This window comes from Streptomyces sp. NPDC096324, assembly GCF_044763015.1.
GTDB lineage: Bacteria > Actinomycetota > Actinomycetes > Streptomycetales > Streptomycetaceae > Streptomyces.
The window spans coordinates 805983-828045 of the sequence record NZ_JBIWFK010000001.1 but is presented as its reverse complement, the minus strand read 5'-3'; the positions used below and the strand labels follow the sequence as shown (position 1 = coordinate 828045).

Annotated in this window: 21 protein-coding genes; 9 read left to right on the top strand and 12 right to left on the bottom strand. The window is 69.3% G+C overall.

The genetic code is table 11. The features are described 5' to 3' along the window. The first annotated feature begins 103 nt into the window (after positions 1 to 103). The 4 genes from ACIQ7M_RS03365 to ACIQ7M_RS03350 all read left to right on the top strand — a co-directional run bounded on the left by ACIQ7M_RS03365 (position 104) and on the right by ACIQ7M_RS03350 (position 4700). On the top strand, positions 104 to 892 hold the full coding sequence (locus tag ACIQ7M_RS03365) for a hypothetical protein (RefSeq protein WP_403639130.1): 789 nt from the start codon (positions 104 to 106) through the stop codon (positions 890 to 892). A gap of 532 nt (positions 893 to 1424) precedes the next feature. Continuing rightward, positions 1425 to 1766 carry a DUF485 domain-containing protein gene (locus ACIQ7M_RS03360; RefSeq protein ID WP_403639128.1) on the top strand — a complete coding sequence of 114 codons (342 nt, stop codon included), beginning with the start codon at positions 1425 to 1427 and terminating at the stop codon, positions 1764 to 1766. Further along, a complete protein-coding gene (locus ACIQ7M_RS03355) occupies positions 1763 to 3373 on the top strand; it encodes a cation acetate symporter (protein ID WP_403639126.1) in 1611 nt (536 codons plus the stop codon). Before ACIQ7M_RS03360 ends, ACIQ7M_RS03355 begins: the two co-directional genes overlap by 4 nt. 523 nt (positions 3374 to 3896) lie before the next feature. Continuing rightward, complete coding sequence (locus ACIQ7M_RS03350) at positions 3897 to 4700, top strand: SGNH/GDSL hydrolase family protein (RefSeq protein ID WP_403639124.1); 804 nt, start codon at positions 3897 to 3899, stop codon at positions 4698 to 4700. Positions 4701 to 5930: 1230 nt separating this feature from the next. On the opposite strand, the gene ACIQ7M_RS03345 is transcribed toward ACIQ7M_RS03350, so the two are convergent. From ACIQ7M_RS03345 to ACIQ7M_RS03310, 8 genes are all read right to left on the bottom strand, one after another. Next, positions 5931 to 6170 carry a hypothetical protein gene (locus tag ACIQ7M_RS03345; RefSeq protein WP_403639254.1) on the bottom strand — a complete coding sequence of 80 codons (240 nt, stop codon included), beginning with the start codon at positions 6168 to 6170 and terminating at the stop codon, positions 5931 to 5933. Between the two features lie 40 nt (positions 6171 to 6210). After that, positions 6211 to 6495, bottom strand: a complete 285-nt coding sequence (locus ACIQ7M_RS03340) for a transposase (protein ID WP_403639122.1) — start codon at positions 6493 to 6495, stop codon at positions 6211 to 6213. Positions 6496 to 6980: 485 nt separating this feature from the next. Continuing rightward, the gene (locus ACIQ7M_RS03335; RefSeq protein WP_403639120.1) at positions 6981 to 7295 is read right to left on the bottom strand and encodes a DUF5132 domain-containing protein; all 315 of its coding nucleotides are present in this window, start codon (positions 7293 to 7295) and stop codon (positions 6981 to 6983) included. Between the two features lie 105 nt (positions 7296 to 7400). Beyond that, positions 7401 to 8543 carry an alpha/beta fold hydrolase gene (locus tag ACIQ7M_RS03330; protein ID WP_403639118.1) on the bottom strand — a complete coding sequence of 381 codons (1143 nt, stop codon included), beginning with the start codon at positions 8541 to 8543 and terminating at the stop codon, positions 7401 to 7403. Positions 8544 to 8808: 265 nt separating this feature from the next. Further along, on the bottom strand, positions 8809 to 9558 hold the full coding sequence (locus tag ACIQ7M_RS03325; protein ID WP_403639116.1) for a thioesterase II family protein: 750 nt from the start codon (positions 9556 to 9558) through the stop codon (positions 8809 to 8811). Next, positions 9555 to 9746, bottom strand: coding sequence for a hypothetical protein (locus tag ACIQ7M_RS03320; protein ID WP_403639114.1), 192 nt, complete (start codon positions 9744 to 9746; stop codon positions 9555 to 9557). Before ACIQ7M_RS03320 ends, ACIQ7M_RS03325 begins: the two co-directional genes overlap by 4 nt. Positions 9747 to 10025: 279 nt before the next feature. After that, positions 10026 to 10433 carry a DUF5132 domain-containing protein gene (locus ACIQ7M_RS03315; RefSeq protein ID WP_403639112.1) on the bottom strand — a complete coding sequence of 136 codons (408 nt, stop codon included), beginning with the start codon at positions 10431 to 10433 and terminating at the stop codon, positions 10026 to 10028. Between the two features lie 129 nt (positions 10434 to 10562). Continuing rightward, entirely contained in the window at positions 10563 to 12323 is a 1761-nt protein-coding gene (locus ACIQ7M_RS03310; protein ID WP_403639110.1) for a DUF885 domain-containing protein, read from the bottom strand. Positions 12324 to 12578: 255 nt separating this feature from the next. Between ACIQ7M_RS03310 and ACIQ7M_RS03305 the strand changes: the two genes are divergently transcribed. The 5 genes from ACIQ7M_RS03305 (at position 12579) to ACIQ7M_RS03285 (ending at position 19504) form a co-directional block, all read left to right on the top strand. Then, the gene (locus tag ACIQ7M_RS03305; RefSeq protein ID WP_403639108.1) at positions 12579 to 14078 is read left to right on the top strand and encodes an ABC transporter substrate-binding protein; all 1500 of its coding nucleotides are present in this window, start codon (positions 12579 to 12581) and stop codon (positions 14076 to 14078) included. A 48-nt stretch (positions 14079 to 14126) separates the two neighbouring features. After that, entirely contained in the window at positions 14127 to 15113 is a 987-nt protein-coding gene (locus ACIQ7M_RS03300) for an ABC transporter permease (protein ID WP_403639106.1), read from the top strand. Between the two features lie 118 nt (positions 15114 to 15231). Beyond that, positions 15232 to 17091 (top strand): dipeptide/oligopeptide/nickel ABC transporter permease/ATP-binding protein, encoded by a 1860-nt coding sequence (locus ACIQ7M_RS03295; protein ID WP_403639104.1) that lies wholly within the window; start codon positions 15232 to 15234, stop codon positions 17089 to 17091. After that, complete coding sequence (locus ACIQ7M_RS03290; protein WP_403639102.1) at positions 17088 to 18149, top strand: oligopeptide/dipeptide ABC transporter ATP-binding protein; 1062 nt, start codon at positions 17088 to 17090, stop codon at positions 18147 to 18149. The genes ACIQ7M_RS03295 and ACIQ7M_RS03290 overlap by 4 nt, the downstream gene beginning before the upstream one ends. Then, positions 18146 to 19504 (top strand): NAD(P)/FAD-dependent oxidoreductase, encoded by a 1359-nt coding sequence (locus ACIQ7M_RS03285; protein WP_403639100.1) that lies wholly within the window; start codon positions 18146 to 18148, stop codon positions 19502 to 19504. Before ACIQ7M_RS03290 ends, ACIQ7M_RS03285 begins: the two co-directional genes overlap by 4 nt. Positions 19505 to 19593: 89 nt before the next feature. Here ACIQ7M_RS03285 and ACIQ7M_RS03280 read toward each other — a convergent pair whose 3' ends face one another. Genes ACIQ7M_RS03280 through ACIQ7M_RS03265 form a run of 4 tightly spaced genes read right to left on the bottom strand, consistent with a single transcriptional unit; the run spans position 19594 to position 22058 of the window. After that, a complete protein-coding gene (locus ACIQ7M_RS03280; protein WP_403639098.1) occupies positions 19594 to 19782 on the bottom strand; it encodes a hypothetical protein in 189 nt (62 codons plus the stop codon). A gap of 32 nt (positions 19783 to 19814) precedes the next feature. Continuing rightward, on the bottom strand, positions 19815 to 20558 hold the full coding sequence (locus tag ACIQ7M_RS03275) for an SRPBCC domain-containing protein (protein WP_403639096.1): 744 nt from the start codon (positions 20556 to 20558) through the stop codon (positions 19815 to 19817). 27 nt (positions 20559 to 20585) lie between these two features. After that, a complete protein-coding gene (locus ACIQ7M_RS03270; protein WP_403639094.1) occupies positions 20586 to 21833 on the bottom strand; it encodes a cytochrome P450 in 1248 nt (415 codons plus the stop codon). 9 nt (positions 21834 to 21842) lie between these two features. Next, positions 21843 to 22058 carry an MbtH family protein gene (locus ACIQ7M_RS03265; RefSeq protein WP_403639092.1) on the bottom strand — a complete coding sequence of 72 codons (216 nt, stop codon included), beginning with the start codon at positions 22056 to 22058 and terminating at the stop codon, positions 21843 to 21845. Positions 22059 to 22063 lie beyond the last annotated feature (5 nt).

The window sequence follows — 22063 nt, the reverse complement described above, 5'->3', positions numbered from 1 at the left end:
GAGTGCACCAGCCCGCGAACCCTGATCTCCGGACCCCTCCCCGAGCAACCGCATCGCCCCTGGACGAGGCACTGGGGGCTCTCAGAACGGAAGGACCACGCCCATGTCACAGAGCAGGCGCCGTCGCCTCTTACTGGCGGCCATGGCCGCGGGAGGACTTCTTCTGTCCACCTCCCAGTCGGCCACTGCCGCGGTCGCCGGTGGAAACGTGCTCGTCAGCTGGTCGATCCCCAACGCCCCCTCCGCGGGGCTGACCAACATCACCTTCCCGATGACGGTCAATCGCGCCACGGCACACCGGGACGGCATCTACGCTGCCCAGCAGTACAACTTCCGGTACAACAGCGGCTACACGGGCTTGCAGCCCCGTGCCGACAGGAACGGCCACGAGCGCCTTCATGGTGTGTTCTCCGTGTTCGGTTCCGGAGCGTCGACGAGTGACCCGAACTGCTACCAAGGAGCCGACGGTGGCGCCGGTGTGAGCTGTGCCGTGGACTTCGACGGCGTGTACGGCCGGCAGTACTCCGTCACGGTGGCCCGCACCGGGTCCGACACCTGGACCGGCACCGCGACGGACACGGTCACCAACGTGTCCGTCCACATCGGGACCTACCGGGTGCCGTCAGGCAGTGGAAACCTGCAGGCTTCGCAGGTCGGTTTCGTCGAGTACTACCTCGGGGTTCCGAGCTGTTCGACGATTCCCCGGTCCGATGTGGTGTTCGGCGGACCGACGACCACCGACGCGGGCGGCCTCAGCGGTACGAGCAAGGCCGTCTACGAGTACGGCGCCTGCGTCGGCAGTTCGAACTTCCACGCGGAACAGGTCGGTAGCGGCACACACATCACACGCGGCTACAACGCCGGAGGTGTCACGCAGGGCCGCACGAAGTAGGAGGTGAGGTCGTCGCCACGGGTCCGGAGCCGCACGACTCTCCACCACGTTGTCGACGGCCTCGCGCCACAGGCAGGTGGGCACAACGTCCAGCGACAGCAAGTGTGATGGCGGGCCACCGAGCGGACTCTCCCTGCTGCACAGACCACTCAGCCCACACCTCACGAACCCGAGCACACGGCGCGGACACCTGTGATCCCTGTGTCTGCGCCGTTTGCTGCGCCGCAGGTCGGCCTGAGTCGCCGCCGTGCGGCGGTGTCCGCCACACGGCGGCGAACGACAACCAAGGAACAGCCGACACAACCGTCCGCCAGATGCCGGCGAACCAAACAACTCAGTCAGCAACAACGACCACCCAGTGGCGTGCCCGCATTCATCGTGCCCCCGCGGAGCCTCACGTTCACTGAGCCATGCAAGGAGAAACGGGATGACAGACGCGTTCTCGTCCCCAAAGGTCCCACCACGCCCCACCACACAGCCGTACAACCACACACACCATGCCTGGCCCACGCGTACCGCGTACCCCTCGCGAGTGGAACCCGGAAGCGGGACGCCGCGTCCTCCGGCCGTCGGACGCAACAGGGATCTGCGCAACCTGCGCGGCGCGTACCGCGCGCAGCGCCGCGCGGCGACGCTTACGGCGCTCGGATACTTCACGATCTTCCTCGTCCTGTCGGCCGTCGAGCCGTCGCTGATGACGGGCACCATCACGGGCGGGCTGTCGACGGGACTGCTGCTCGGGCTGCTCCAAGTGCCCGTCATCTGTGTGTGTGTCGGCCTGTACGAGTACACGGCGCGCCGGAGAGTGGACCCGATCGCGGACCGTGTGCGCAGGCAGGCCGCTTTAGAGGCGATTCCGGGAGCGTCACGGTGATCGGATTCAGCAGTTCCGCGCGGGGCATGTCCCTGGTGGCATTCACGGCAGTCGCCACGATCACCCTGCTCCTCTGCGTCATGATGGGGCCCGACCGGGACGACCTCGACGAGTTCTACACGGGGTACGGTTCGCTGTCCCCGCTGCGCAACGGCCTCGCCATCGCCGGGGACTACATCTCGGCGGCGACGGTCCTCTCCACCGGCGGGGTCATCGCCCTCTTCGGGTACGACGGCGTCGTCCTGGCGTTGAGCACGTCCCTCTCCCTCGCGCTGCTGATGTTTCTGCTGGCCGAACCGCTGCGCAACGCCGGCCGGTTCACCCAGGGCGACGTCTTCGCCAGGCGGATGCCCAGCCGAGCGGTGCGCATCGCCTCGTCCGCCACGACGATCGCCGCGCTGGTGCCGTTGATGCTGATCCAGCTCGCGGGCACCGGTGATCTCGTGGCGTTCATCCTCGACTTCTCCAACGACTCGCTGAAGACCGGCTGCGTCATCGGAATCGGCACACTGATGATCGGCTACGCGGCGATCGGCGGCATGAAGGGCACGGCGCTCATACAGATCCTGAAGATCGTCATGCTGCTCGGCTCAGGTGCCGTCATCGCCGTACTGATCATGCAACAGTTCGACTGGAGCCCCGGTGCACTGTTCTCCGCAGCGGCAGCGAAGAGCGGCGTCGGCCCGGCCTTCCTGCACTCGGGTCTGCAATTCGCCGGCGTACCCTTCCCCCGACTCGACATGATCACTTCAGAGCTGACCGTCGTCATCGGCGGGGCCTGTCTGCCGCACGTGACGATGCGCATGTTCACCGCGAGCAGTGCCCGTCAGGTGCGCCATTCGATGTCCTGGGCGGTATCGTGCGTGGCCTTGTTCGTACTGATCATCACGGTCGTCGGCTTCGGCGCGTCGGCACTGATCGGGCGGGCTGCGATCGCCGGCGCCGACCCCCAGGGCAGGACGGCGTATCTGCTGGGCTCGCGGGCCGCGTTCGGCGCGGACATATCGACGGCCGAGACGCTCCTGCTCACCACGGTCACCACGGCCCTCTTCCTCACGTTGCTCGCCTCGGTGTCCGGGATGATCCTGGCCTGTGCCAACTCGCTCGCGCACGATCTGTTCGCCGCAGGCACGCAGAACATGAGCCCCCAGCGCGAGATGACCCTCGCCCGCGTGTCCACCTTCGCGGTGGGCGCTCCCACCGTCGTCCTGGCGACCCTCGTCCAGAACCACAACCTGCAGCCCCTGGCGCTGCTCTCGGTGTCCATCGGCGCGTCCTCGCTCGCACCGGCGGTGGTCTACAGCCTCTTCTGGCGCCGCTTCACCCGCACAGGTCTGCTGTACACCCTCATCGGCGGCACCATCACCACCATCGTCCTGATGACCGGCACCAACCTGGTGTCCGGCTCCCCCGTCTCCGCGTTCCCGAACTCCCACTTCAACTGGTTCCCGTTCACCACCACCGGCCTGATCTCCATTCCCTTGGGCTTCGCATTCGGCTGGGCGGGAACGGCGCTCTCCGGAGGGCAGAAAGCCGAGGAGCAACGCCGCCAGTACGAAGCGGTCGAGGCACGGATTCTGGCGGGGGCCGAGCGAAGAGGGAACTGAGCGCACCCAGCAGAGCGGAGCGGGCTGGCGCTCCCCGGGAGCCGTGACGGCCGCACGTCGATACTCCGCGCGGTGCCCGGCCCGACGGTGGCCGTGAGCTGGTGCGTGGCCGCATCGCGCAATTCGCCAGGCGGTCCGAAGCCGTTGGCAGTCACGCGGGCCGGTGGATCGGGAAGCCGGCGTGACGATCAGTTGAAGGGGCACCCCGGGAACGGACAGAACCGGGAACGCCGCACCGAATTCCACGATGCATTCGTCTCACTCGGCCGTGGCCCACGTTCCGGCGACATGCCAAGAAACCGCATACAAAGCCGCGTCACGGTCCCATGATGCCCCGATGTGACTCTCACCCCCTCTAGGTGACCGACCATCCCTCATGGACCGCTCCACGAAGCCGTCGTCGCTTTGTCACGCAGTGAAGAGGTCCCGCCCGGCGGTTATTTGCGAAATTATCCTGGCAACTTCCTGCGAAAGCGCGGAGTTGATAGAACGGCCGCGGCAGAAAACCCGCAAGGAAGGCTCCATGAAGAAATTCGGAATTACCGCATACGTGGCCTCGGCACTCCTCGCCGCCGGCACCGTCCTCACCGGTGCCGCCACACCAGCAACAGCCGCCGCGAACGGTGGCTATGTGTCGCTCGGCGACTCCTACTCCTCCGGAGTGGGAGCCGGCAACTACATCGCCTCCTCAGGTAGTTGCAACCGCAGCACCAACGCGTACCCCTACCTGTGGAACGCCGCCCACCCGTCGTCCTCGTTCAACTTCAACGCCTGCTCGGGCGCCACGACGGACAGTGTCCTCGGGGGCCAGCTCTCCTCACTCAGTTCCAGCACCGCTTTCGTCACCCTGACCGCCGGCGGCAACGACGCGGGATTCTCCGACGTCATGAGGACCTGCATCCTCAGCATCCGGAGCGTCTGTCACGACCGAGTCATGGCCGCGGACAGGTTCATCGAGTCCACGCTCCCCGCCAAGATGGACAGGCTCTACTCGGCGATCAAAGCGAAGGCCCCGAACGCCAAGGTCGTCGTGCTCAACTACCCCATGCCTTACGACCTGGGTAGCAATACCTGCGCCGGTCTCACCAACGACAGTCGCTACGATCTCGACGAAGCGACCAAGGGAATGAACCGGTTGATCTCCGCCACGGCCAGGAAGTACGGCTTCTCGGTCGGCGACGCCGACTACGCGTTCAGCTATCACCGGATCTGCAACGGCGACCCATGGCTGCATTCGCTCAACGTCTCGGACACCGGGGTGTCGTACCACCCGACGCCGGACGGCCAGCGGCTCGGATATCTGCAGGCGCTCAACGCGGTGAGGTAGCCCGACCGTTCCACCCACCGCTCTGCCCGTAGTCCGACCAGAAGAACGCAAGTGCCTTCACAGCCAGGACGATGGAACTCATCGAGAGTTTCCTCGTCCTCGCTGGAAGGCACTTTGCGCGTTGCATGCCGAGTCTTCTCAGCCTGACCGCGTGGCCGTCTCGCCGCCGGACAGTTCGCCCGCCGACCTCTCGAGGCATGCCACACCGCTCCGCACCCGGGGAAATCCGTCCCGGTGCTCGTCGAGGCGGCGACCGCACCTCCGTCAGAACGCGGGTGAGGGAAGCGATTTTCCGAACAGAAAAGCCCGGAGCAGCGCGGTGTAGAGATGCGGTCGGCCGCGGGAGATGGCGTGGCCCGCGCCTTTCACGGAGACGAGTTCGGAGTTCGGGAGAGTCCGCCGGCACCGGTTCTGGAACCCACCTCCCATATCGCCGACGGATGCCCACCGGAACGGTAGGGCAGGAGGGGGGCCGCCAGTACGACGAAGAGGCGGCGGCTGGAGGCGACGGCTCCGGGGGCGCGGAGAATGCGGACCGCCTCCGTGAGGAAGAGCGCGGGATCATCTACGCGGCGGGACCATGTCCTTGATGATAGGGAAGCGTTCGAACGACTGGTCCGGCCGGGCTCGCAATTCGAGACGGCCGTGCGTACTGCCGCTGCGGGCCGACGGTTCGTCTGCGCGGCCCCTGAGTATGCGCGGCACACGTTCGTCGAGCAGGCCCCTGCCTCGAGTCCAGGTCATCAGGCCGGACACCATCCGGCCTGGTGCTGACCATTCGCTGACCCGGACGCGACTATCGGGCTCTGACCTGCGCAAACACCAAAACGCTAGATCTTGGACTTGAGGATAGTGCGCAACACTTGAGACTCCTAGAGGACGGCTCCCCGCCGACTTTCTGCAGGTCGGGGGCGGCCCACACTGTACATCGGCACGCCTTCGGCTCGAAGACTTTCAGGAACATTGTGCGTTGCTGTGACCAGGCTTCCCGCCTGCGCATTTCTGCGCCGCCCAGGCCGCCGCGGGACCATCAACTCGACCCATGTGCGAAGAACCGTACGGGACTGATGCTGAGTGGACACTGACTTACCTGACGTCTCATCAGGAGAGTTGAGGATCGGTAGCACGCGGTCCGCCCGGAGTCGATTCGGCCCCTGCTGGTCATGTCCCTCGTAGTCTGTAACTGCGTCTGGTTGATCTTCAGGTGGATAGATCTTGCCCCTGCTGCCTTCAGGGAGGCGGCGACAGGGGAAGGAGATCCCTTCGTCGTGCATCTCGATGAGGACGGCTGTGTGAGGCGTTCGAGGGCGTCGGGGTTGGGAAGATCTGGACGACGTCGACGCGGCACTTGATCTCCCGGTTGACCCGTTCCGGTTCGTGCAGGGAGCGCAGGAACTTATCCCAGAAGACTTCGGTCTGGCTGTCGCCGGCCGTCAGTCCGAGTACTTGGCGTCTTCCGTCTTCGGTGATGCCGGTGGCGACGACGACGGCCTGGGAGACGATCTGGTGGTTACCCGGGCCTTGCAGTACGTCGCGTTGAGGTAGACGTAGGGGAAGCGGGGTGGTCCAGGGGCCGGGTGCGGACCACCTTGGGGATTGTCCGGTCCAGGTCCCCGGCCGCAGTGGTCAGTACCTTCTCCCGGTGCCCCTTGCGCATCGTCTTACGTGTCTCGGTGTGCTCGCCGGGCTCGGCGCCGATCCGGACGGTGGCCTCGGCCTCGATGAGTTCCTGCAGGATCCTCTGGGCCAGGACACTGATCAACTCGATTCCGTCCGCCGTACGCAGTGACTCCATCAGGCGGAGTAAGTCATGCCGGGACAAGGCCATCGCGTCACTTCTCGTTTCAACGAGCTTCGCTACGCGGAGAGTTGCGCGATGGCCGCCCCATGACCAGGGGCTATGCAGAGATCGCTGCTACACCACTCGGCGGGACACCATCTGCCTCGGCACGGGCGTCGAGCTGGGGAGTGGTGAAGTCCCGGTAGGCAAGTCCCCACCGGGGATTCGGCTCCAGCCCGGAGAGCGAACGCAGTTGGACGTCAAACTCCGTGAAGGGACAGCCTGCCTTGCGGATGGCCGCGTACGCGTCACGAATTCTGTCGGCTCGTCAGGCTCGGTCGCCTCGGCCCGGGGCACTCCAGCGGAGACCACCTCCACTGCCAGTCGCGAAGTCCGCCGCGACTATTCAGGGTCTCTTGCCCTCGTTCAGTTCCTCGGCGAGGCCGAGGTCGCCGGACTTCAGCCAGCCGTGGCACCGTGCGTCGTCACCTCACCGCCGACTACACACCACCTGTGCGAGCCGAACTCGCCATCTTCTCGGCAGCCGCCAGGGCGGTGAGGCCCTGGATCTCCTCCCCGGCCTCGATGACTGCACGCTTGACTTCAAGGGTCAGGCCGACCGACGTCTTGATGACGCCTCGCACCAGCGGTTTCACCACTCTTTTGGCCAGGGGGGCCGCAATCACGCCGACGAGGAAGGGAGGAACAGCAGGGAGCATGTGTGAACCCTCTTCTTGTGTGCACAGCACGACTGCCGACGCCGCACGAGCCGATACCGTCTGGCCGACAAAGCCGGGCAGGAATTTCCCCCCCACCAAAAACACGATAGTCGGACCTCGGCCGACGCGCCCGTAGAAGCCGACCCTGTTCATTCGGTCGGGTGGAAGCTCGCCGGAGCGGGCCGTGGCTGCGCGACGGGATCAGAACGGCTTCGGCGTCCCCGGCCCGCACTGGTCCAACAGCGAGCCCACCACTTGCACAACGAAGTCGGGTACGCGATCCGGAAAATCGTGGCCGGTTCCCTCTGGGGTGTAGATCCTCCGCCCCCTACTGGAGGCCGCGAGGAACCGTTCTCTCACGGTGAGGAAGAAGTGCCGGACCCGGGCGCTCTCCTGCGGATCGTCAACCGCGTCGAAGATCTCGCCACCGCCCGTCAGATCGCGTGGCGCCACGAGGAGGAGAGGCAGCGAGCCGAGCTCGCCGTCGTGTACGGCCGTCTGCCAGCCGTCTCGGGTGATGCCGTCCGGCGACAGCTCTCGCAGGATCGATGCCGCGGCGCAGCTCGCCTTGGTCCTGAGCTCGATCATGGTGAGAACCTGTGTCGGGTCATCGGAGGTGTGTGTCTCCTTCTTGCCCGCGAGAGAGTGGAGGCCGAAGAGGTGACGCAGCGCCAGGACGGTCTGGTCCCTCGGGGCACGTCGCAGGGCCGGAAGCGCCGGGCCGAAGGCGACGGCATCGGGCGGGGTGGGATCGAGCAGCACCAGACCGGCCACCAGGTCGGGGCGGCGCCTGGCGGCGTTGGCCATGAGCAGCCCCCCGAACGAGTGCCCCACGAAGACGTAGGGCCCCTTTTCACCGGCCCGTTCCAGCGCCGTGAGCAGTTCGACGGCTTCTGCCGCCGTCGTGCGCGGGAACGGACCCGGGTCGCTCCAGCCGGACCCCGGACGGTCCACCAGGACCGAACGCATCTGTTCCCGCGCCAGCGCGTGCAGCCGGTACATGGCGTATCCGCCGGCATGGCCGCCCGGCATCCAGACCACAGTGGGCCTCGGCCCAGCGTCTCCCTCGGCCAGGACATGCATGCGGTAGCCGCCCACGTCGACCATTCGCCCGGGTGGCGGATACCTCACCCGTACCCGGCCTACATGCACCAGATGGCGGAACGACCCGAGACCGAGCGCGAGGGCCACGGCCCACAGCCCACCGCCGAGAATCCGCCGGCCGGTATCCCTGGACACACACCGCGTCCCCGCGACCGCCGGCAGCAGAGCGATGCCCAGCCCGGCCCAGTCCCGGCTGAGCAGCCGGAGTATCGCGTCGGCGGCACGTCTTCCCGGTCGCATGGTCTCTTCTCCGTCCCGGCCTTCGCGGCCGCTGCCGGGGACACCGCACGTCTCAGCGCCCGGTACGACCATCGTCCCCCGGTAACCCCGCGGGCGCCATGCGCGGTGCCGGGCCCCGACTTCCGTCACAGCCGGGCGGGCAGCCGCCGACACGGCGCGGACCCTGCCGGGAACCGACCGCGCACGGTCCGGGATTTGTGCGTGTGCGCCGTGGACTTCCAGGCTCTCGATAGGCGGGCACCCACCGTCAGGCCTGACCGGCGCCTCACGCGCGCGCAAGACGTGCTGCCACGTCCCCGACCACTTCGGCCTCCCGGTCCACGAGGTAGAAGTGATCCCCGGGAAACGGGCACAGCTCGAAGGAGCCCGGGGCGGTGAGGCCGGACCAGGCGAGCACCCCGTCGAGCACACAACTCGGATCGTCCTGGCCGACGTACGCGGTGATCGGTGCCTTGACCGGAGCCGGATTCGGGGGGTGGTAGCCCTCGATCAGCCGGTAGTCCGAACGGAGGGCGGGCAGCAGCAGTTCACGCAGTTCCGGGATGTCGTAGGCCTCCGAGTGCAGGTCTCCGAGGTGCCGGACATGGGTGATCAGGGCTTCGTCGTCGGCGTCGTGCAGCACACCGTGTTCGGCCCACTGGGGGGCTTCGCGGGCGGAGACCAACAGGTGTTCGGGGACGATGCCGCGGGACTCAAGCCGCAGGGCCACCTCGTAGACGACGCTGGCGCCCATGCTGTGCCCGAAGAGCGCCAGCGGCCGGTCAAGCCAGGGCCGCAGTGCGTCCTCGATCGTGTCGGCCAGGGTGGCCATGTCCTCGATGCAGGCTTCCGCGAGCCGGTCCTGGCGGCCGGGGTACCGCACGGCGAGCACCTCGACGTCCGTCGGCAGCAGCGCGGGCCAACCGTGGAACAACTGTGCCGTGCCGCCGGCGTGCGGGAAACACACCAGCCGGAGCCTGGGGTCCGCCGCACGCCGGTGAACACGGAACCACTTCTTCGCGTCGGTCGCCGTCATCGCCGACGGATCCCGCGCAGGTGCAGGAAGCCGAGCTTGGTGAGAAAGGCGGGAAGCTGCTCCACCGCCTTCGTGGATACGTATGCGGGCCGCACGGTGTGGCGCCGACGATCGGTCACGACGAGTCCGCAGGCACCGCCTTCCTGGATGAGTTCCGCGGAATACAGGGGGGTTCCGGTCGCATACATCTGACCTGCCTCCATCAGGGTGTCGTGATGGCCGATACGGCGCAGTCCACCATGCCGCCGGTGGCGCGGCGGTCGCAGGCGAGAGGCCGGGAAGACGAACGGCCACTGTGTCCGCCGAAGACTCCATGGAGCAAAGTCAACTTTGTCACGGAGGGACTTGAGCGGAAAGGAATGGGCTTCCTCTGGCCGGGACTTGGAAGTCTCGACCGGTTACGCAGACGAAAACGTGGCCGTGACATTGGGACGAGACAGAATCACACGGAGAGTCGGCGGGCAGACTCAGTGCGCCTTGGCGGCGACCGAACCGTCGCTACGGGCCTTGGCAGCGGCCGAACCGGTGCTACGGGCCTTGCCGACGGGCTTGGCCTGACGGCCGGTCCGTCCCTCGTGGGCCTTTGCCGCTACGGGCGCCGGTTTGGCGGTCGCTCCGGCCCGGCCCGCGGTGCCGTCCTTCGGGGCGCCGACGCCATGTCCGGCTTCCGGTGTCGTCTCGGCTGCGAGCACCTCGGCAGTCGCCTCGGCAGCGAGACCATGGATTGCTTCGCCGGCTTCATGGACGGCCCGCTTGACTTCGATTCCCAGGCCCACCGACGCTTTGACGACCCCTCGGACCAATGGCTTGCCCAGCGTTTTCACCAGGGATGCGGCGATCAGACCGATCAGGAAAGGAGGTACTACAGGCGGCATGGCACAACATCCTTCTCTTCTGTCGAGGAGATGATGATTAGATGGACGCACTCCGCTTCAGCGGACCCGCACGCTCCATCACAGAGAGTATCCGAGGCCGGGTAAGCGGCTACCAATTCCCTGCGGCCTTCACTCATTCGAGTAGAGCGACTTTCCCTGGAATTCTGTTCGACCGTATGCGCCGTACAGTTCTCTCTCCACCCGTCGGCGCAGGGCGGGAAACGGCAGTGTGCCGCCCGCCAGCACGGTCTCGTGGAAGGCGCGTACGGCGAACGTGGTATCAGCGTCACGTTCGCACGCCGCCCGCAATGCTGTGAACTCCGCATGACCCGCCCGGTACGTCAGCGCCTGTCCCGGCAGATCGGTCGCGTAGCGCAACAGCTCGGTCGTGATCTGCCCTTCGGACTCGGCTGCCGCATGGGCGTGCATGAAGGTGCGCGCCCCCTCCAGTGTCATCGTCCCGAGGTTGAGGCCGGTGTCGACGACGAGGCGCTGCGCGGTGAACCGTTCATGGGCCAGTCGTCCGTACGCGTCCCACGGGTCGTCGTACAGCCCCATCTCCCAGCCGAGCCCTGCCGCGTACTCCGCCCAGCCCTCCTCGAACCCGCTGAAGGGTGTCAGCTCGCGTCGCAGGTCGGGCAGCTCGGTGTTCTCGGCCTGGCGGGCGAGGTGGAAGTGATGTCCGGGCGACAGCTCGTGGTAGATGAGCGCGGCTGCGCCGAGCAGTGACCGATGGGCCAGGTCCGAGGCGTTGTAGCGGTAGCGTCCCACCGGCTGTGTGGCGGTCGGCGCTTCGTAGTAGCCGAACGTCATCGACCCCTCCAGCGCCGGGTCGAGGCGGGCCACGCCGTAGGGGGCGCGGGGCAGGACCGCGAACCATCGCGGCAACAGCGGTGCGAGGCGGTCGAGGTGGCCTCGGTAGCGGGCTTCGACCTCCTCCGGGGTGGCGGCGTACAGGCGCGGCTCGGTCGCGAGCCGTTCGTTGAACTCCGCCTCCGTCCCCGCGAAGCCGAGCGTGTCGCGCATCTCCCGCATCCGCTCACCGAGTTCGCGGCAATGCTCCCGGCCGAGTTCATGGAGGCGTTCGGGTGGCGTGTCGCCGGAGGTGTACGTCCTCACGAAGGCCCGGTATGCCGCCTCGCCTTCCGGGTAGCGGGCCCAGCCGACGGCCTGCGGCGCCCTCCGGAGATAGTCCGGGTCACCCACGAGGGCGAGGAGGCGGTCGAACGCCGGCTCCAGTTCGGTGGCCACGAGCCGCTCCACCGTGTCGCGCAGGTGACTCCGGCTCGCCGCGCCGAGCCGGGTGAGCCGCCCGGCGTCCGCCCGGACGTACCGGGCCGCCGACTCCCGCAGCCGGGTGAGTGTGGTGTGGACGCCGGTCAGGGCCGGAGCATGGATGCGAACGCCCCGCGCCGCCTGACCGGCGACCTTGTCGCCGATCGTCGACACACAGCGGGCAAGGTCCCGTACGAGGGTCACGTACCGGTCCGCGTCGGCTCGGTGCTCGAAGCGGAACGGGCGGAAGACGGTGTCACCGTACTGCTGAAGGCGAAAGAGCTGGTACGGCGTGGCGGTGGGGGTGAGCCAGTGGAACCGCCCCGCCTCCGCTTCCTGTTCGGCCAGTGCCCGAAGGAAGCCCGCCGTGTCCGCGGCGGGACCGGACAGCTCCGCCGGTCGCAGCGCACCCAGCCGGCCCAGCACCCCGGCCGCGAACCCGGCGCGCTCGTCGGCCTCCTCGGCCGACACCCCCGGCAGCGACTCGACCGGCAGCCCGCGGCGTGTGCGCAGCGACGGCTCGCGTGCGAGCAGGAAGTCCCAGTACGAGGCCGCGAGCCGGTCGATCTCTCCCGCCGTCGAATCGTCCGGGGAGCCCCCTGGATTGATGACCATACCGCCAGTGTGCGCCTTGAGGTGACGCGGCATCAGCAACGAGGATGCGGAGCGCGCGTCGGACGGCTTCACTCGGACGGAGGAAATTGTCCGGCATGTTCGCGTCCGGCCCGGGGAAGCCCGGCCGGGACCGTCGATCGCGATGGCACGATGAGCGCCATGCACCGCCGAACCGTGTCGTCTCTCAGGCCTCGGTCGGTCGTGGCGGCAGCCGCTGCCGTCGTGTCAGCCGTGCTGGCCGGTTGCGGTGGCGACGTGTCGTCCACGCGTACTCCTGTGGTCGTGGGCGGCACCGTCACGATCGCCACCGCCTCCGAGACCCCGAGCTTCAACCCGTACTCGCAGTTCGGCCTTTCACTGGCTCCTTATGCCTACGACTCATTGGTCGATGTGGCGGGGGACGGGCGGGTGGTGTCCGGTCTGGCCGAGCGATGGCAGGCCGGGGCCGCTTCGGCGAGTTTCACCCTGCGCAAGGGGGTGACCTGCTCCGATGGCACGGCCCTGAGGGCGTCCGGGGTGGCCCGGTCGCTGCGGTATGCCGGCGATCCCCGCAACCGGCTCGTCGGTGCCCGGACCACCCTGCCCGGTATGCCGTTCACGGTGTCGGCCGACGACACGGCGCGGACGGTGTCGGTTCGAACGGCATCGCCGTACAGCTTCATCGTGCGGACCATCGGTCTCCTGCCCGTCGTCTGCCCCGCCGGACTGGCGGATCCCGGCGCGCTGGACAGGAGGTCGCAGGGCACCGGCCCGTACGTGCTGAGCGGCTACGCCTCGGGGGGTCCGTACCTCTTCACACGGCGCAAGGGGTACGCGTGGGGGCCGCGCGGAGCGGGCAACGCAGCTCCTGGGCAGCCGGAGCGGATCGTGGTGACGGTGGTTCCGCAGGAGTCCACCGTGGCGAACCTGCTGCTCACCGGCGGAGTGAACATCGCCATGGTGACCGGCCCTGACCGCGCGCGGCTGGCCGGCCACGGTCTGGCAACCGCCCAGGTGCCGACCGTGGTGGGGCTGACCTTCTTCAACGAGCGCTCCGACCGGCCCTTGAGCGAGCCTGTGCTGCGTCGGGCTCTGGTAGGAGCCCTGGACCGCAAGGGCCTCGCCAATGTGGCGATCGGCGGAGACGGTACGCCCGCGCGCGCTGTCACCGCCCCGGACTCCCTCTGCTACTCCGACGTGGCCGCGGCGAACCTGCCCTCGCACAGCGCCGTACGAGCCCTGCGCGCCGCGGGATGGACGAAGAACGCGCGAGGCAGGCTGGTCAAGCAGGGCCGACCACTGCGTCTGCGGCTGCTCAGCAGCGCCGACTTCGGCTCGACCCTTCCGTCGGTCGCCGAACTGATGGCCGTGACGTGGCAGGCGCTGGGCGTGGACGTCGAGCTCGTCGGCGAGAGCCGTAACGCGGTGGTCCAGGCCATGTACGGGAGCGGCGACTTCGATGTCGTGGTCGGCAGCTCGCCGGGGCCACAGCTGCCCGCGCAGCTCGTCCCGTACTTCTCCGACCCGCCGTCGTCGGGAGGGCTGAACTTCGCGCATGTCACCAACCCCGCCTACGACCGTTTCGTCGTCCGAGCCCTGCGTTCGCCGGGCTCGACCAGCTGCGCGGACTGGAACAGGGCCGCCGCGGCGCTGCTCCGCTCGGCCGACGCGCTGCCCGTCGCCGACGGCACGAGCACGGTGTACGGCTACCGGACGACCTTCGCCGTCGTGCCCGGCGGCCGGATCGTACCGACCAGCATCCGCCTGCACAGATAGCCGTGGCGGACGCGCCGCACGGCCGCCCGCCAGTCGAGGAGGTTTCCCATGACGACCGTGTCCGCGCGGCTCGGTGCCCCGGCCCGGCACCACCCGTGGGTGGTCTTCTGCTGCCGGCGCGTGGCACGGCTGGTCATCTCGCTCTTCATCGTCGTCACCGCTTCCTTCGCGATGATCCGGCTGATCCCCGGGGACCCCGTCCGGGCCGCGCTCGGCGTGGACGCCCCGCCGGACCTGGTGGCGGCGAAGCGGCATGAACTCGGTCTGGACCGCAGCCTGCCGGAACAGTACTGGCAGCATCTCCCTCGGCTGGCCCACGGCGACCTCGGGGTCTCGCTGGTGACCGGCGAGCCGGTGGCCGACCTGGTCAGGGCACGCCTGTCGGCCACCCTGCTGCTCGCCGTCCTGGCCTTCGCCTGCGTACTCGTCGTCGCCCTCCCTGGGGGGCTGCTCATCGCAGCGTGGACACACGGCGGGCGACGCCCACGATCGGAACTGGCGTTCACCACCACCACCTCGGTCCTGGCGGGCGTGCCGGGCTTCGTCCTCGCGGCGGGACTCACCGCGGGACTGGCGGTCGCCCTGCGCATCCTTCCCGTCGCCGGCGACCTCGGTCCCCAGTCCTATGTGCTGCCCGTACTCTCGCTGGCGCTCGCTCCGACCGCAGTCCTGCTGCGGATCGTGCGGGTGGAGACGCTCAAGGTCCTCGACGCGGACTATCTGCGCGCCGCCCACGCGAAACGGCTGCCCGCCGTCCGGCTCCACCTGCGCCACGTGGCACCGAACGCGCTGACCGCGTCGCTGACGTTCGCCGGGAACCTGTTGCCGGCCCTGATCGCGGGGACCGTACTGGTCGAGAAGGTGTTCGCCTGGCCGGGCATCGGTTCGGCGATGGCCCAGTCCGTGGCCACGCAGGACTACGCGGTCGTCGAGGCGTCGGTTCTGGTGCTCGGGTCCTCTGTCCTCGTGGTGAACTTCCTGGTCGATCTGGCCCTCGCGCTGCTCGACCCCCGATCTGTCATCCGGAAGACGTGATCCGATGGCGCCGTCCTCCTCTTCCGCGTCCTTGTCCTCCCCGCCCTCCTCTCCCCCGGCCTCGCCGGGTGCCACCCACGGCCGGTCTCACCCGTCCCAGTCGGGCTGGGCCACCCCCATGGGCGTGATCACCCTGGCGATGCTCGGTTCGCTCGCCGTACTGGCCGTCGCCGGGGCGGTGCTGTGGGGACCACAGGCCGACCGGCCGGACCCGTCAGCCGTGCTGCGCGGGCCCACCACAGGTCATCTGCTCGGCACGGACCATCTCGGGCGCGACCAGTTGGCCCGGCTGCTCGCGGCGACCTGGCCCTCCCTGCTGCCGGCCGTCGCGGCCACACTCCTCGGGGCGGCCGCTGGCATCACGCTCGGCGCGCTCACCGCCGTCGTGGGCGGGCGCGCCGCCCGCCTGCTGGGGGCCCTGATCAACCTTCTGCTGGCCTTTCCCGCGCTCCTCGTCGCGATGTTCTTCGCGGCCCTCTTCGGAGCGGGCGCCGGCGGTGCGGTGTTCGCACTCGCCGTCGCCTGCGCGCCAGGCTTCGCGCGGATCACGCAGACCCTTGCCGCCCAGGTGGCCGGGACCGACTTCATGGCGGCGGCGCGGGTGCTGGGCCTGCGTCGCCACCGGCTGCTGCTGCGCCATGTCCTGCCGCACATCGCCGAACCGCTGGTGCTCAACACCACGGTCGCCGCGGGCTCGGCACTCGTGGCGCTGTCGGGGCTCAGCTTCCTCGGACTGGGGGCGCAGGCCCCGTCGTACGACTGGGGACTCCTGCTGAGCCAGGGGCTGGACCGCATCTACACCAAACCGCTGCCCGCCGTGGCGCCCGGCATCGCCATCGTCTACGCCGCCGTCGCGTTCCAGTTGCTCGGCGAGATGCTGGCCGGAGCCGCGGCACGACAAGCCCGCCCGAATCCGGGCGGAGAGCCCGCGGCACACCCGGCGCGCGCCGACCGCCCGGCATCCGTGGACCAGGTGCTGGAGGTGGAGGATCTGCGGGTCGTCCTTCCCACCGCGGACGGGGTGGTCCGGCCCGTCCGCGGTGCCACCCTCACCCTGCGGCGCGGTGAGATGGTCGGCCTGGTCGGCGAGTCCGGCTCCGGAAAGTCGCTGACAGCGCTCGCCGTCGCCGACCTGCTGCCGGACGGCGCTCGCGCGACCTGGGGTACCCACCGGTTCCTCGGCTCGGACGTCGAGTCGTCTACCCGCGAGGAGCGACGCAGGCAGCTGGCGACGGGAATGGCGCTGATCTTCCAGAACCCGGCCTCGGCCTTCAACCCGGCGCTGCGCATCGGAACGCAGATGACGGAGGCCGTGCGCACCCACCGTGGCACCCCTCGCGCCGAGGCCGTCGAACAGGCGCTGGACCGACTTCAGCGGGTCGCGCTGCCCGCCGGACGCCGGTTGCTCCGGTCCCGCCCCTTCCAGCTCTCCGGCGGTCAGCGCCAGCGGGTGGCGATCGCCTCGGCTTCGATGATGCGCCCCGACCTCATCATCGCGGACGAACCGACGACAGCCCTGGACGTCACCGTGCAGCGGCAGATCATGGACCTGCTCCGCCGGGTGCGGCACGACGACGGCACGGCGATCCTCTTCATCAGCCACGACATCGCCCTGGTCGCCGATGCCTGTGACCGGGTCCTGGTCATGTATGGGGGAACGATCGTGGAGAACCTTCCTGCCCATGAACTGGCGGCCGGCGCACGGCATCCGTACACGCGGATGCTCGTCGCCTCGGTCCTGGACCTGGCCTCGGAGCGTGACCGTCCCCTGCGCACCATCGAGGGAGGGCCACCCGATCCGTACGGTGCGGCCCCGGGCTGCCCCTTCCATGACCGTTGTCCACAGCGGCTGGACCGGTGCGCGGTGGAGAGCCCGGTGTTGTCCCCGCTCGTCCCGGGGCACGAGGTCGCCTGCTGGCAACCGCTGCCCGCGGCACCGTCCCGCGGGCAGTTCGCGACCGAGAAGGCGCAGACGTGAGCACAGGGTCGGGGCTGGCGCTGTACGACGTCACCGTCCGCCATCACGGACCGCTCGGGCCGATCACGGCAGTGGACGGCGTGTCGCTGGACGTTCCCCAGGGCACGACAGTCGGCCTGGTGGGCGAGTCCGGATCGGGAAAGTCCACTCTGGCACGAGCTGTCGTCGGCCTGGATCCGCCGTGCGCCGGACGGATCACCGTCAGAGGGCGGGAGTACGGTGGGCGCCGGGCGGCCGACCGGCGCCGGCTGGGGCAACAGGTCCAACTGGTGTTCCAGGACCCGGACACGGCATTGGACCCGCGTATGACGGTCCGGCAGTCGATCGCCGAATCGGCCGGGGCCTTCGTCCGGCTGGACCGCCGCAGCCGCGAACAGCGCGTCGTCGGACTACTGGAACTGGTCGGTCTCGACGCCGGATGCGCCGACCGGCTGCCGCGGCAGCTCTCGGGCGGCCAGCGCCAACGCGTCGCCGTCGCCCGCGCGCTCGCCGTGGATCCGGCGGTGCTCATCGCCGACGAGGTCACCTCCGCTCTCGACGTGTCGGTCCGGGCGGCGCTGCTCACCATGCTCCGGGATCTGCAGCGGCGCATGGGTTTCGCCATGCTGTTCATCAGCCATGACCTGGCCGCCGTCCGCCATGTGTCGGACGCCGTCGCCGTGATGTACCTCGGTCGGATCATGGAGATCGCCGCCACCGAGAGCCTGCTGTGCGGCCCACGACATCCCTATACCCGGACGCTGCTGTCCGCCGTGCCGAGTCTGCATGCCGGGAGACGCCCGGCCGGGGAACCCCTTCTTACCGGTGAGGTGCCCGACCCCGCGTCGCCGCCGACCGGTTGCCGCTTCCATCCGCGCTGCCCCGTCGGACCGGACCGGCAGCCCGGACGGGAGGTCTGCGCCGTACGGGACCCGCAGCGGGATGCGGCCCGTCAGCCGCATCGCACCGCCTGCCACTTCCCGTACGGCTCCGACGACCGCCCGCCCCAGCCCCGTCGCGTTCCGCCGGACGACAGCGCTGACCGGACTCCGCGAACCCCCGAGGACCGGCCGTCATGACGGCCGGGCAAGCGGACACGCCTCCGTCCAACGCGGACGCGGTCGTCGTGGGGGCCGGTGTGATCGGTGCCGCGGTGGCACTGGAACTGGCGCGCACCGACCGGCGCGTCGTGGTCGTCGACAAGTCCGGCGGCGTGGGCCACGGATCCACCAGCGCGTCGAGCGCGATCATCCGTTTCAACTACTCGACCTGGGACGGTGTCGCCACCGCATGGGAATCCCGGCACTGCTGGGCACGATGGGCGGAGCATCTGGGCACCGTGCGCGGCCCCGGCCTGGCGGCGTTCCGGCGGACCGGAGCGGTACTCCTCGACGCACCGGGCTCCGGGACGTCGGAGGTCGTCGCGCTGTTCGAGCGTGCCGGTGTGCCGTACGAGCGCTGGGACGCCGCGACGCTGCGCAGCCGGATCCCCGGTATCGACGTGGGACGCTACGGACCTCCCAGGTCCCTGCTCGACGATGCCTTCTTCTCCGGTCCCGAAGGTGAACTCGGCGCGCTGTTCACACCCGACGCGGGCTTCGTCGACGATCCACAGCTCGCGGCACAGAACCTCGCGGACGCGGCAGCCTGCATCGGGGTGCGCTTCCTCTTCCGGCGCGCGGTCGTCGGTGTGCTGCGCGGCGAGGACCGGGTGGCGGGCGTCCGGCTCGCCGACGGCACCGCGATCACGGCACCGGTGGTGGTCAACGCGGCCGGGCCCTGGTCAGGCGGGTTCAACCGGACGGCCGGGGTCGGGGCAGAGTTCACCGTGGGAGTGCGCCCGCTGCGCCAGGAGGTCCACCAGGTGGCCGCGCCGGTCCGTCAGGGCGACGGAAGCATCTCGGGCCCGCGCGGCACCGGGACCACGTCCGGCCCGATCGTGGCCGATGTCGACCTCGGGACCTATCTGCGCCCCTCCGGCGGGCACCTCCTCATCGGCAGTACTCTGCCCGCCTGCGACCCCAGGGAGTGGCTCGACGATCCCGACGAGTGCAGCCCGCATCCGACGCCCGCCCGGTTCGAGACCCAGGTGACCAGGGCCGCACGCCGTTTCCCGCTCCTCGGCGTTCCGAACCGGCCGACCGGCATCGCCGGTGTCTACGACGCAGCCGACGACTGGTCCCCCATCTACGACCGCACCGATCTGGTCGGCTTCTACGTCGCCATGGGCACGAGCGGCAACCAGTTCAAGAACGCTCCCCTGGCGGGCCGGTTCCTCGCCACCCTGGTCGACCGTGTCGAGGCCGGCCACGACCACGACCACGATCCGCTGCGGTACACGGGGGAACACACCGGCGTCGTCGTCGACCTCGGTGCCTTCTCCCGCAGACGGCCCCTGGCCGAGGGTGCCGCCTCTCGAACCGTCATGGGCTGACGTTCGGCCATCAGCGCCCGTCCACGAAAGCGGTGCCGTCCGGCAGTCGATGTGCGGGACGACACCGGCCTCATTGATCCGGAAGCGGTCTACCAGCGGCCGCGTGCCGACGCCGAGCCGAGCTTGGAACTCAGCATCGACAGGAATACCGGGAGCCTGGCCACCGCGGATTCGGGAACCGGGGTGACCTGGACCGTGTCCCGCACCACGTCCTGCACCACGAGTTTGTAGGTGCCGTCTTCCTCGACGAGTTCGGCGGCGTAGAGCAGTGTTTCCACCAGGGGTCCTTCGGTCGTGTCGTGCGGCGAGGTCACGCGCCGTTGAGCCAGGCGTTCCAGGCCTTGGTGGCCAGCTCTTCGTCCGCGTCCTCGGCGAACAGGTGGTGGCCCAGCCAGATCGGCCAGTTCCAGGAGCTGCCGTTGAAGAACCGGTACAGCGCGTCCGGGCCTCGCAGGCCGACGAAGTCAGGGCTCAGCCAGTCCACGACCACCTGCGTCGAACCGCCGTCCGCACCTGGGAGGTCGAGCGAGACCTCGTCGCCGACGGCCGCGTCGTCGTCGAGGCCGAGGCGCCGGCACAGGACGGCGAAGTCGGCGGGGTCTTCGGTGGACTCGCCACGGGCGGCCTTGACGTAGACGGCGGGGCGGCCGGCGAAGTGCCTCAGGTACTCGGGAAGGGAGTGCTGGTAGAAGTCGACGTGCTTCTCGGCCGCGTCCGCCTTCGTGTCCCAGTTCCAGGTGTCGTCGACGACGCCCGTGTGCACCCAGTGGATTCCCATCCGCAGGTGGCTCGCGCCGCCGTCGGCCGGCTCGATGCGGTAGGTGAGCGTGTTGGAGAACCCGCCGTCCTGGGTGGCCCGAACCGCGAAGTGGTGCGGCGGCTCCCACACCACGACGGTGCTGTCGCCGCGCGTGGCCTTTCCGCCGACACGTGGCTCGACGTCCATCGGGTAGAGCCAGCCGAGGTTGCCAGCGCCGGTGGCGACCGCGTCCCAGACCTGATGGGGCGTGGCAGGCAGGTCCTGTTCCCGGCGGACCTCAAGCTCTCGGGCCATGGTCACTTCTCCTTCGTCGTTCATGGGTCAGTAGGTGAGCGGAAGCGCGGTGAGCCGCCGTTGCAGCGGGTTGGGCCGCCAGTCGAGTACCGCGCCGTCAGCGAGCCGCAGGTGCGTGAGCCTGCGGACCAGGGTGCCGACGGCCACCTCCGCCTGGAGCTTGGCCAGCGGGCCGCCGAGGCAGAAGTGCGGGCCGTTGCCGAAGCTGAGGTGCCGGTTGCCCGGGCGGGTCAGGTCGAGCCGGTCGGGGTCCTCGAAGCGCTCGGGATCCCGGTTGGTCGCGGCGAGGAACAGGTAGGCCAACTCACCCTCGCGCAGCGTCCGCCCGCCGATCTCGACGTCCTCGGCGGCGACCCGGACGATCGCCTGGGTCGGCGTGTCGTAGCGGGCGAGTTCGTCGACGGCCGTGCGGATCAGCATCGGGTCCTCGCGCAGCCGGGCCAGCTGGTCGGGGTGGCGCAGCAGGGCGAGCATGCCGTTGCCGACCAGGTGGGTGGTGGTCTCGTCGCCGGCGGTGATCAGGACGAAGCAGGTGGACAGCAGCTCGGAGTCGGTGAGCCGGTCGTCCTGCGCCTGGGTGGCGACCAGGGCGCTGATGAGGTCGTCGCCGGGGGCGGCCCGGCGGCGGCGGACGAGTCGGGCCAGGTACTCCTCATACTCCTCGATCGCCGTCTCGGACTTGTCGATGTCCTCGCTGAGCCGGCCGAAGCGGTGGAACCAGGTCTTGACCTGTGGAAGGTCCTCGGGCGGAATGCCGAAGAGCTCGCACACGACGGACATCGGCAGCGGGGAGGCGACCGCCTCGATCAGGTCCATGACCGGACCGGCCGCGACCGCCTCGTCGACGAGCCGGTCGACGATCCGCTGGATGCCGTCGCGCAGGGCTTCGACGCGCCGGGCGGTGAAAGCCCGGTTGACCAGCCTGCGCAGCCGGGCGTGGTCCGGCGGGTCGGTGTTGCTCATCACCCGGCCGAGCCGGTCGGTGAGCCGGCTGAAGGCCTTGAGGTCGCCGCCGAGCGCACTGTAGGCGCGGGTCATCCGGTCCCGGTCGTTGGACAGCCGCAGGTCGCTCAGGGCGGCCTCGACGTCGGCGTACCGGGTGAGGTACCAGATGCCCTGGGCGCTGCGGTGGACCGGGTCCTCGCGGCGCATGCGGGCGTAGAACGGGTACGGGTCCCGGCGTGCCTCGGGCGTGAGCAGGGCCGCGGCGAGGTCGTCGGACCGGGCGGGGCCCGCGCTGTCGCGGACCCCGCCGGCGGTTTCGGTCAATGTCACTGCGAGCCGCTACCGCTGGGCGTTCATGGCGTCGGCGAGGCTCTTGGGCCGCATGTCGGTCCAGTTCCGCTCCACGTACTCCAGGCAGGCGGCGTGGGCGTCGGGTCCGTGGGCGACGTTCCAGCCGTCGGGGACGTCCGCGAACTGCGGCCACAGCGAGTGCTGGTTCTCGTCGTTGGTGAGCACGAGGAAGGTGCCGTCCTCGTCGTCGAAAGGGTTGGTCATGGGAA

Bases quoted from the DNA above. Each gene is read 5' to 3' on its own strand.
- ACIQ7M_RS03295 (WP_403639104.1), top strand. From the start codon at position 15,232: ATGGGCGTGATCACCCTGGCGATGCTCGGTTCGCTCGCCGTACTGGCC.
- ACIQ7M_RS03330 (WP_403639118.1), bottom strand. From the start codon at position 8,543: ATGCGACCGGGAAGACGTGCCGCCGACGCGATACTCCGGCTGCTCAGC.
- ACIQ7M_RS03275 (WP_403639096.1), bottom strand. From the start codon at position 20,558: ATGGCCCGAGAGCTTGAGGTCCGCCGGGAACAGGACCTGCCTGCCACG.
- ACIQ7M_RS03315 (WP_403639112.1), bottom strand. From the start codon at position 10,433: ATGCCGCCTGTAGTACCTCCTTTCCTGATCGGTCTGATCGCCGCATCC.
- ACIQ7M_RS03320 (WP_403639114.1), bottom strand. From the start codon at position 9,746: ATGTATGCGACCGGAACCCCCCTGTATTCCGCGGAACTCATCCAGGAA.
- ACIQ7M_RS03285 (WP_403639100.1), top strand. From the start codon at position 18,146: ATGACGGCCGGGCAAGCGGACACGCCTCCGTCCAACGCGGACGCGGTC.
- ACIQ7M_RS03340 (WP_403639122.1), bottom strand. From the start codon at position 6,495: ATGGAGTCACTGCGTACGGCGGACGGAATCGAGTTGATCAGTGTCCTG.
- ACIQ7M_RS03300 (WP_403639106.1), top strand. From the start codon at position 14,127: ATGACGACCGTGTCCGCGCGGCTCGGTGCCCCGGCCCGGCACCACCCG.
- ACIQ7M_RS03265 (WP_403639092.1), bottom strand. From the start codon at position 22,058: ATGACCAACCCTTTCGACGACGAGGACGGCACCTTCCTCGTGCTCACC.
- ACIQ7M_RS03325 (WP_403639116.1), bottom strand. From the start codon at position 9,558: ATGACGGCGACCGACGCGAAGAAGTGGTTCCGTGTTCACCGGCGTGCG.
- ACIQ7M_RS03365 (WP_403639130.1), top strand. From the start codon at position 104: ATGTCACAGAGCAGGCGCCGTCGCCTCTTACTGGCGGCCATGGCCGCG.
- ACIQ7M_RS03350 (WP_403639124.1), top strand. From the start codon at position 3,897: ATGAAGAAATTCGGAATTACCGCATACGTGGCCTCGGCACTCCTCGCC.
- ACIQ7M_RS03310 (WP_403639110.1), bottom strand. From the start codon at position 12,323: ATGGTCATCAATCCAGGGGGCTCCCCGGACGATTCGACGGCGGGAGAG.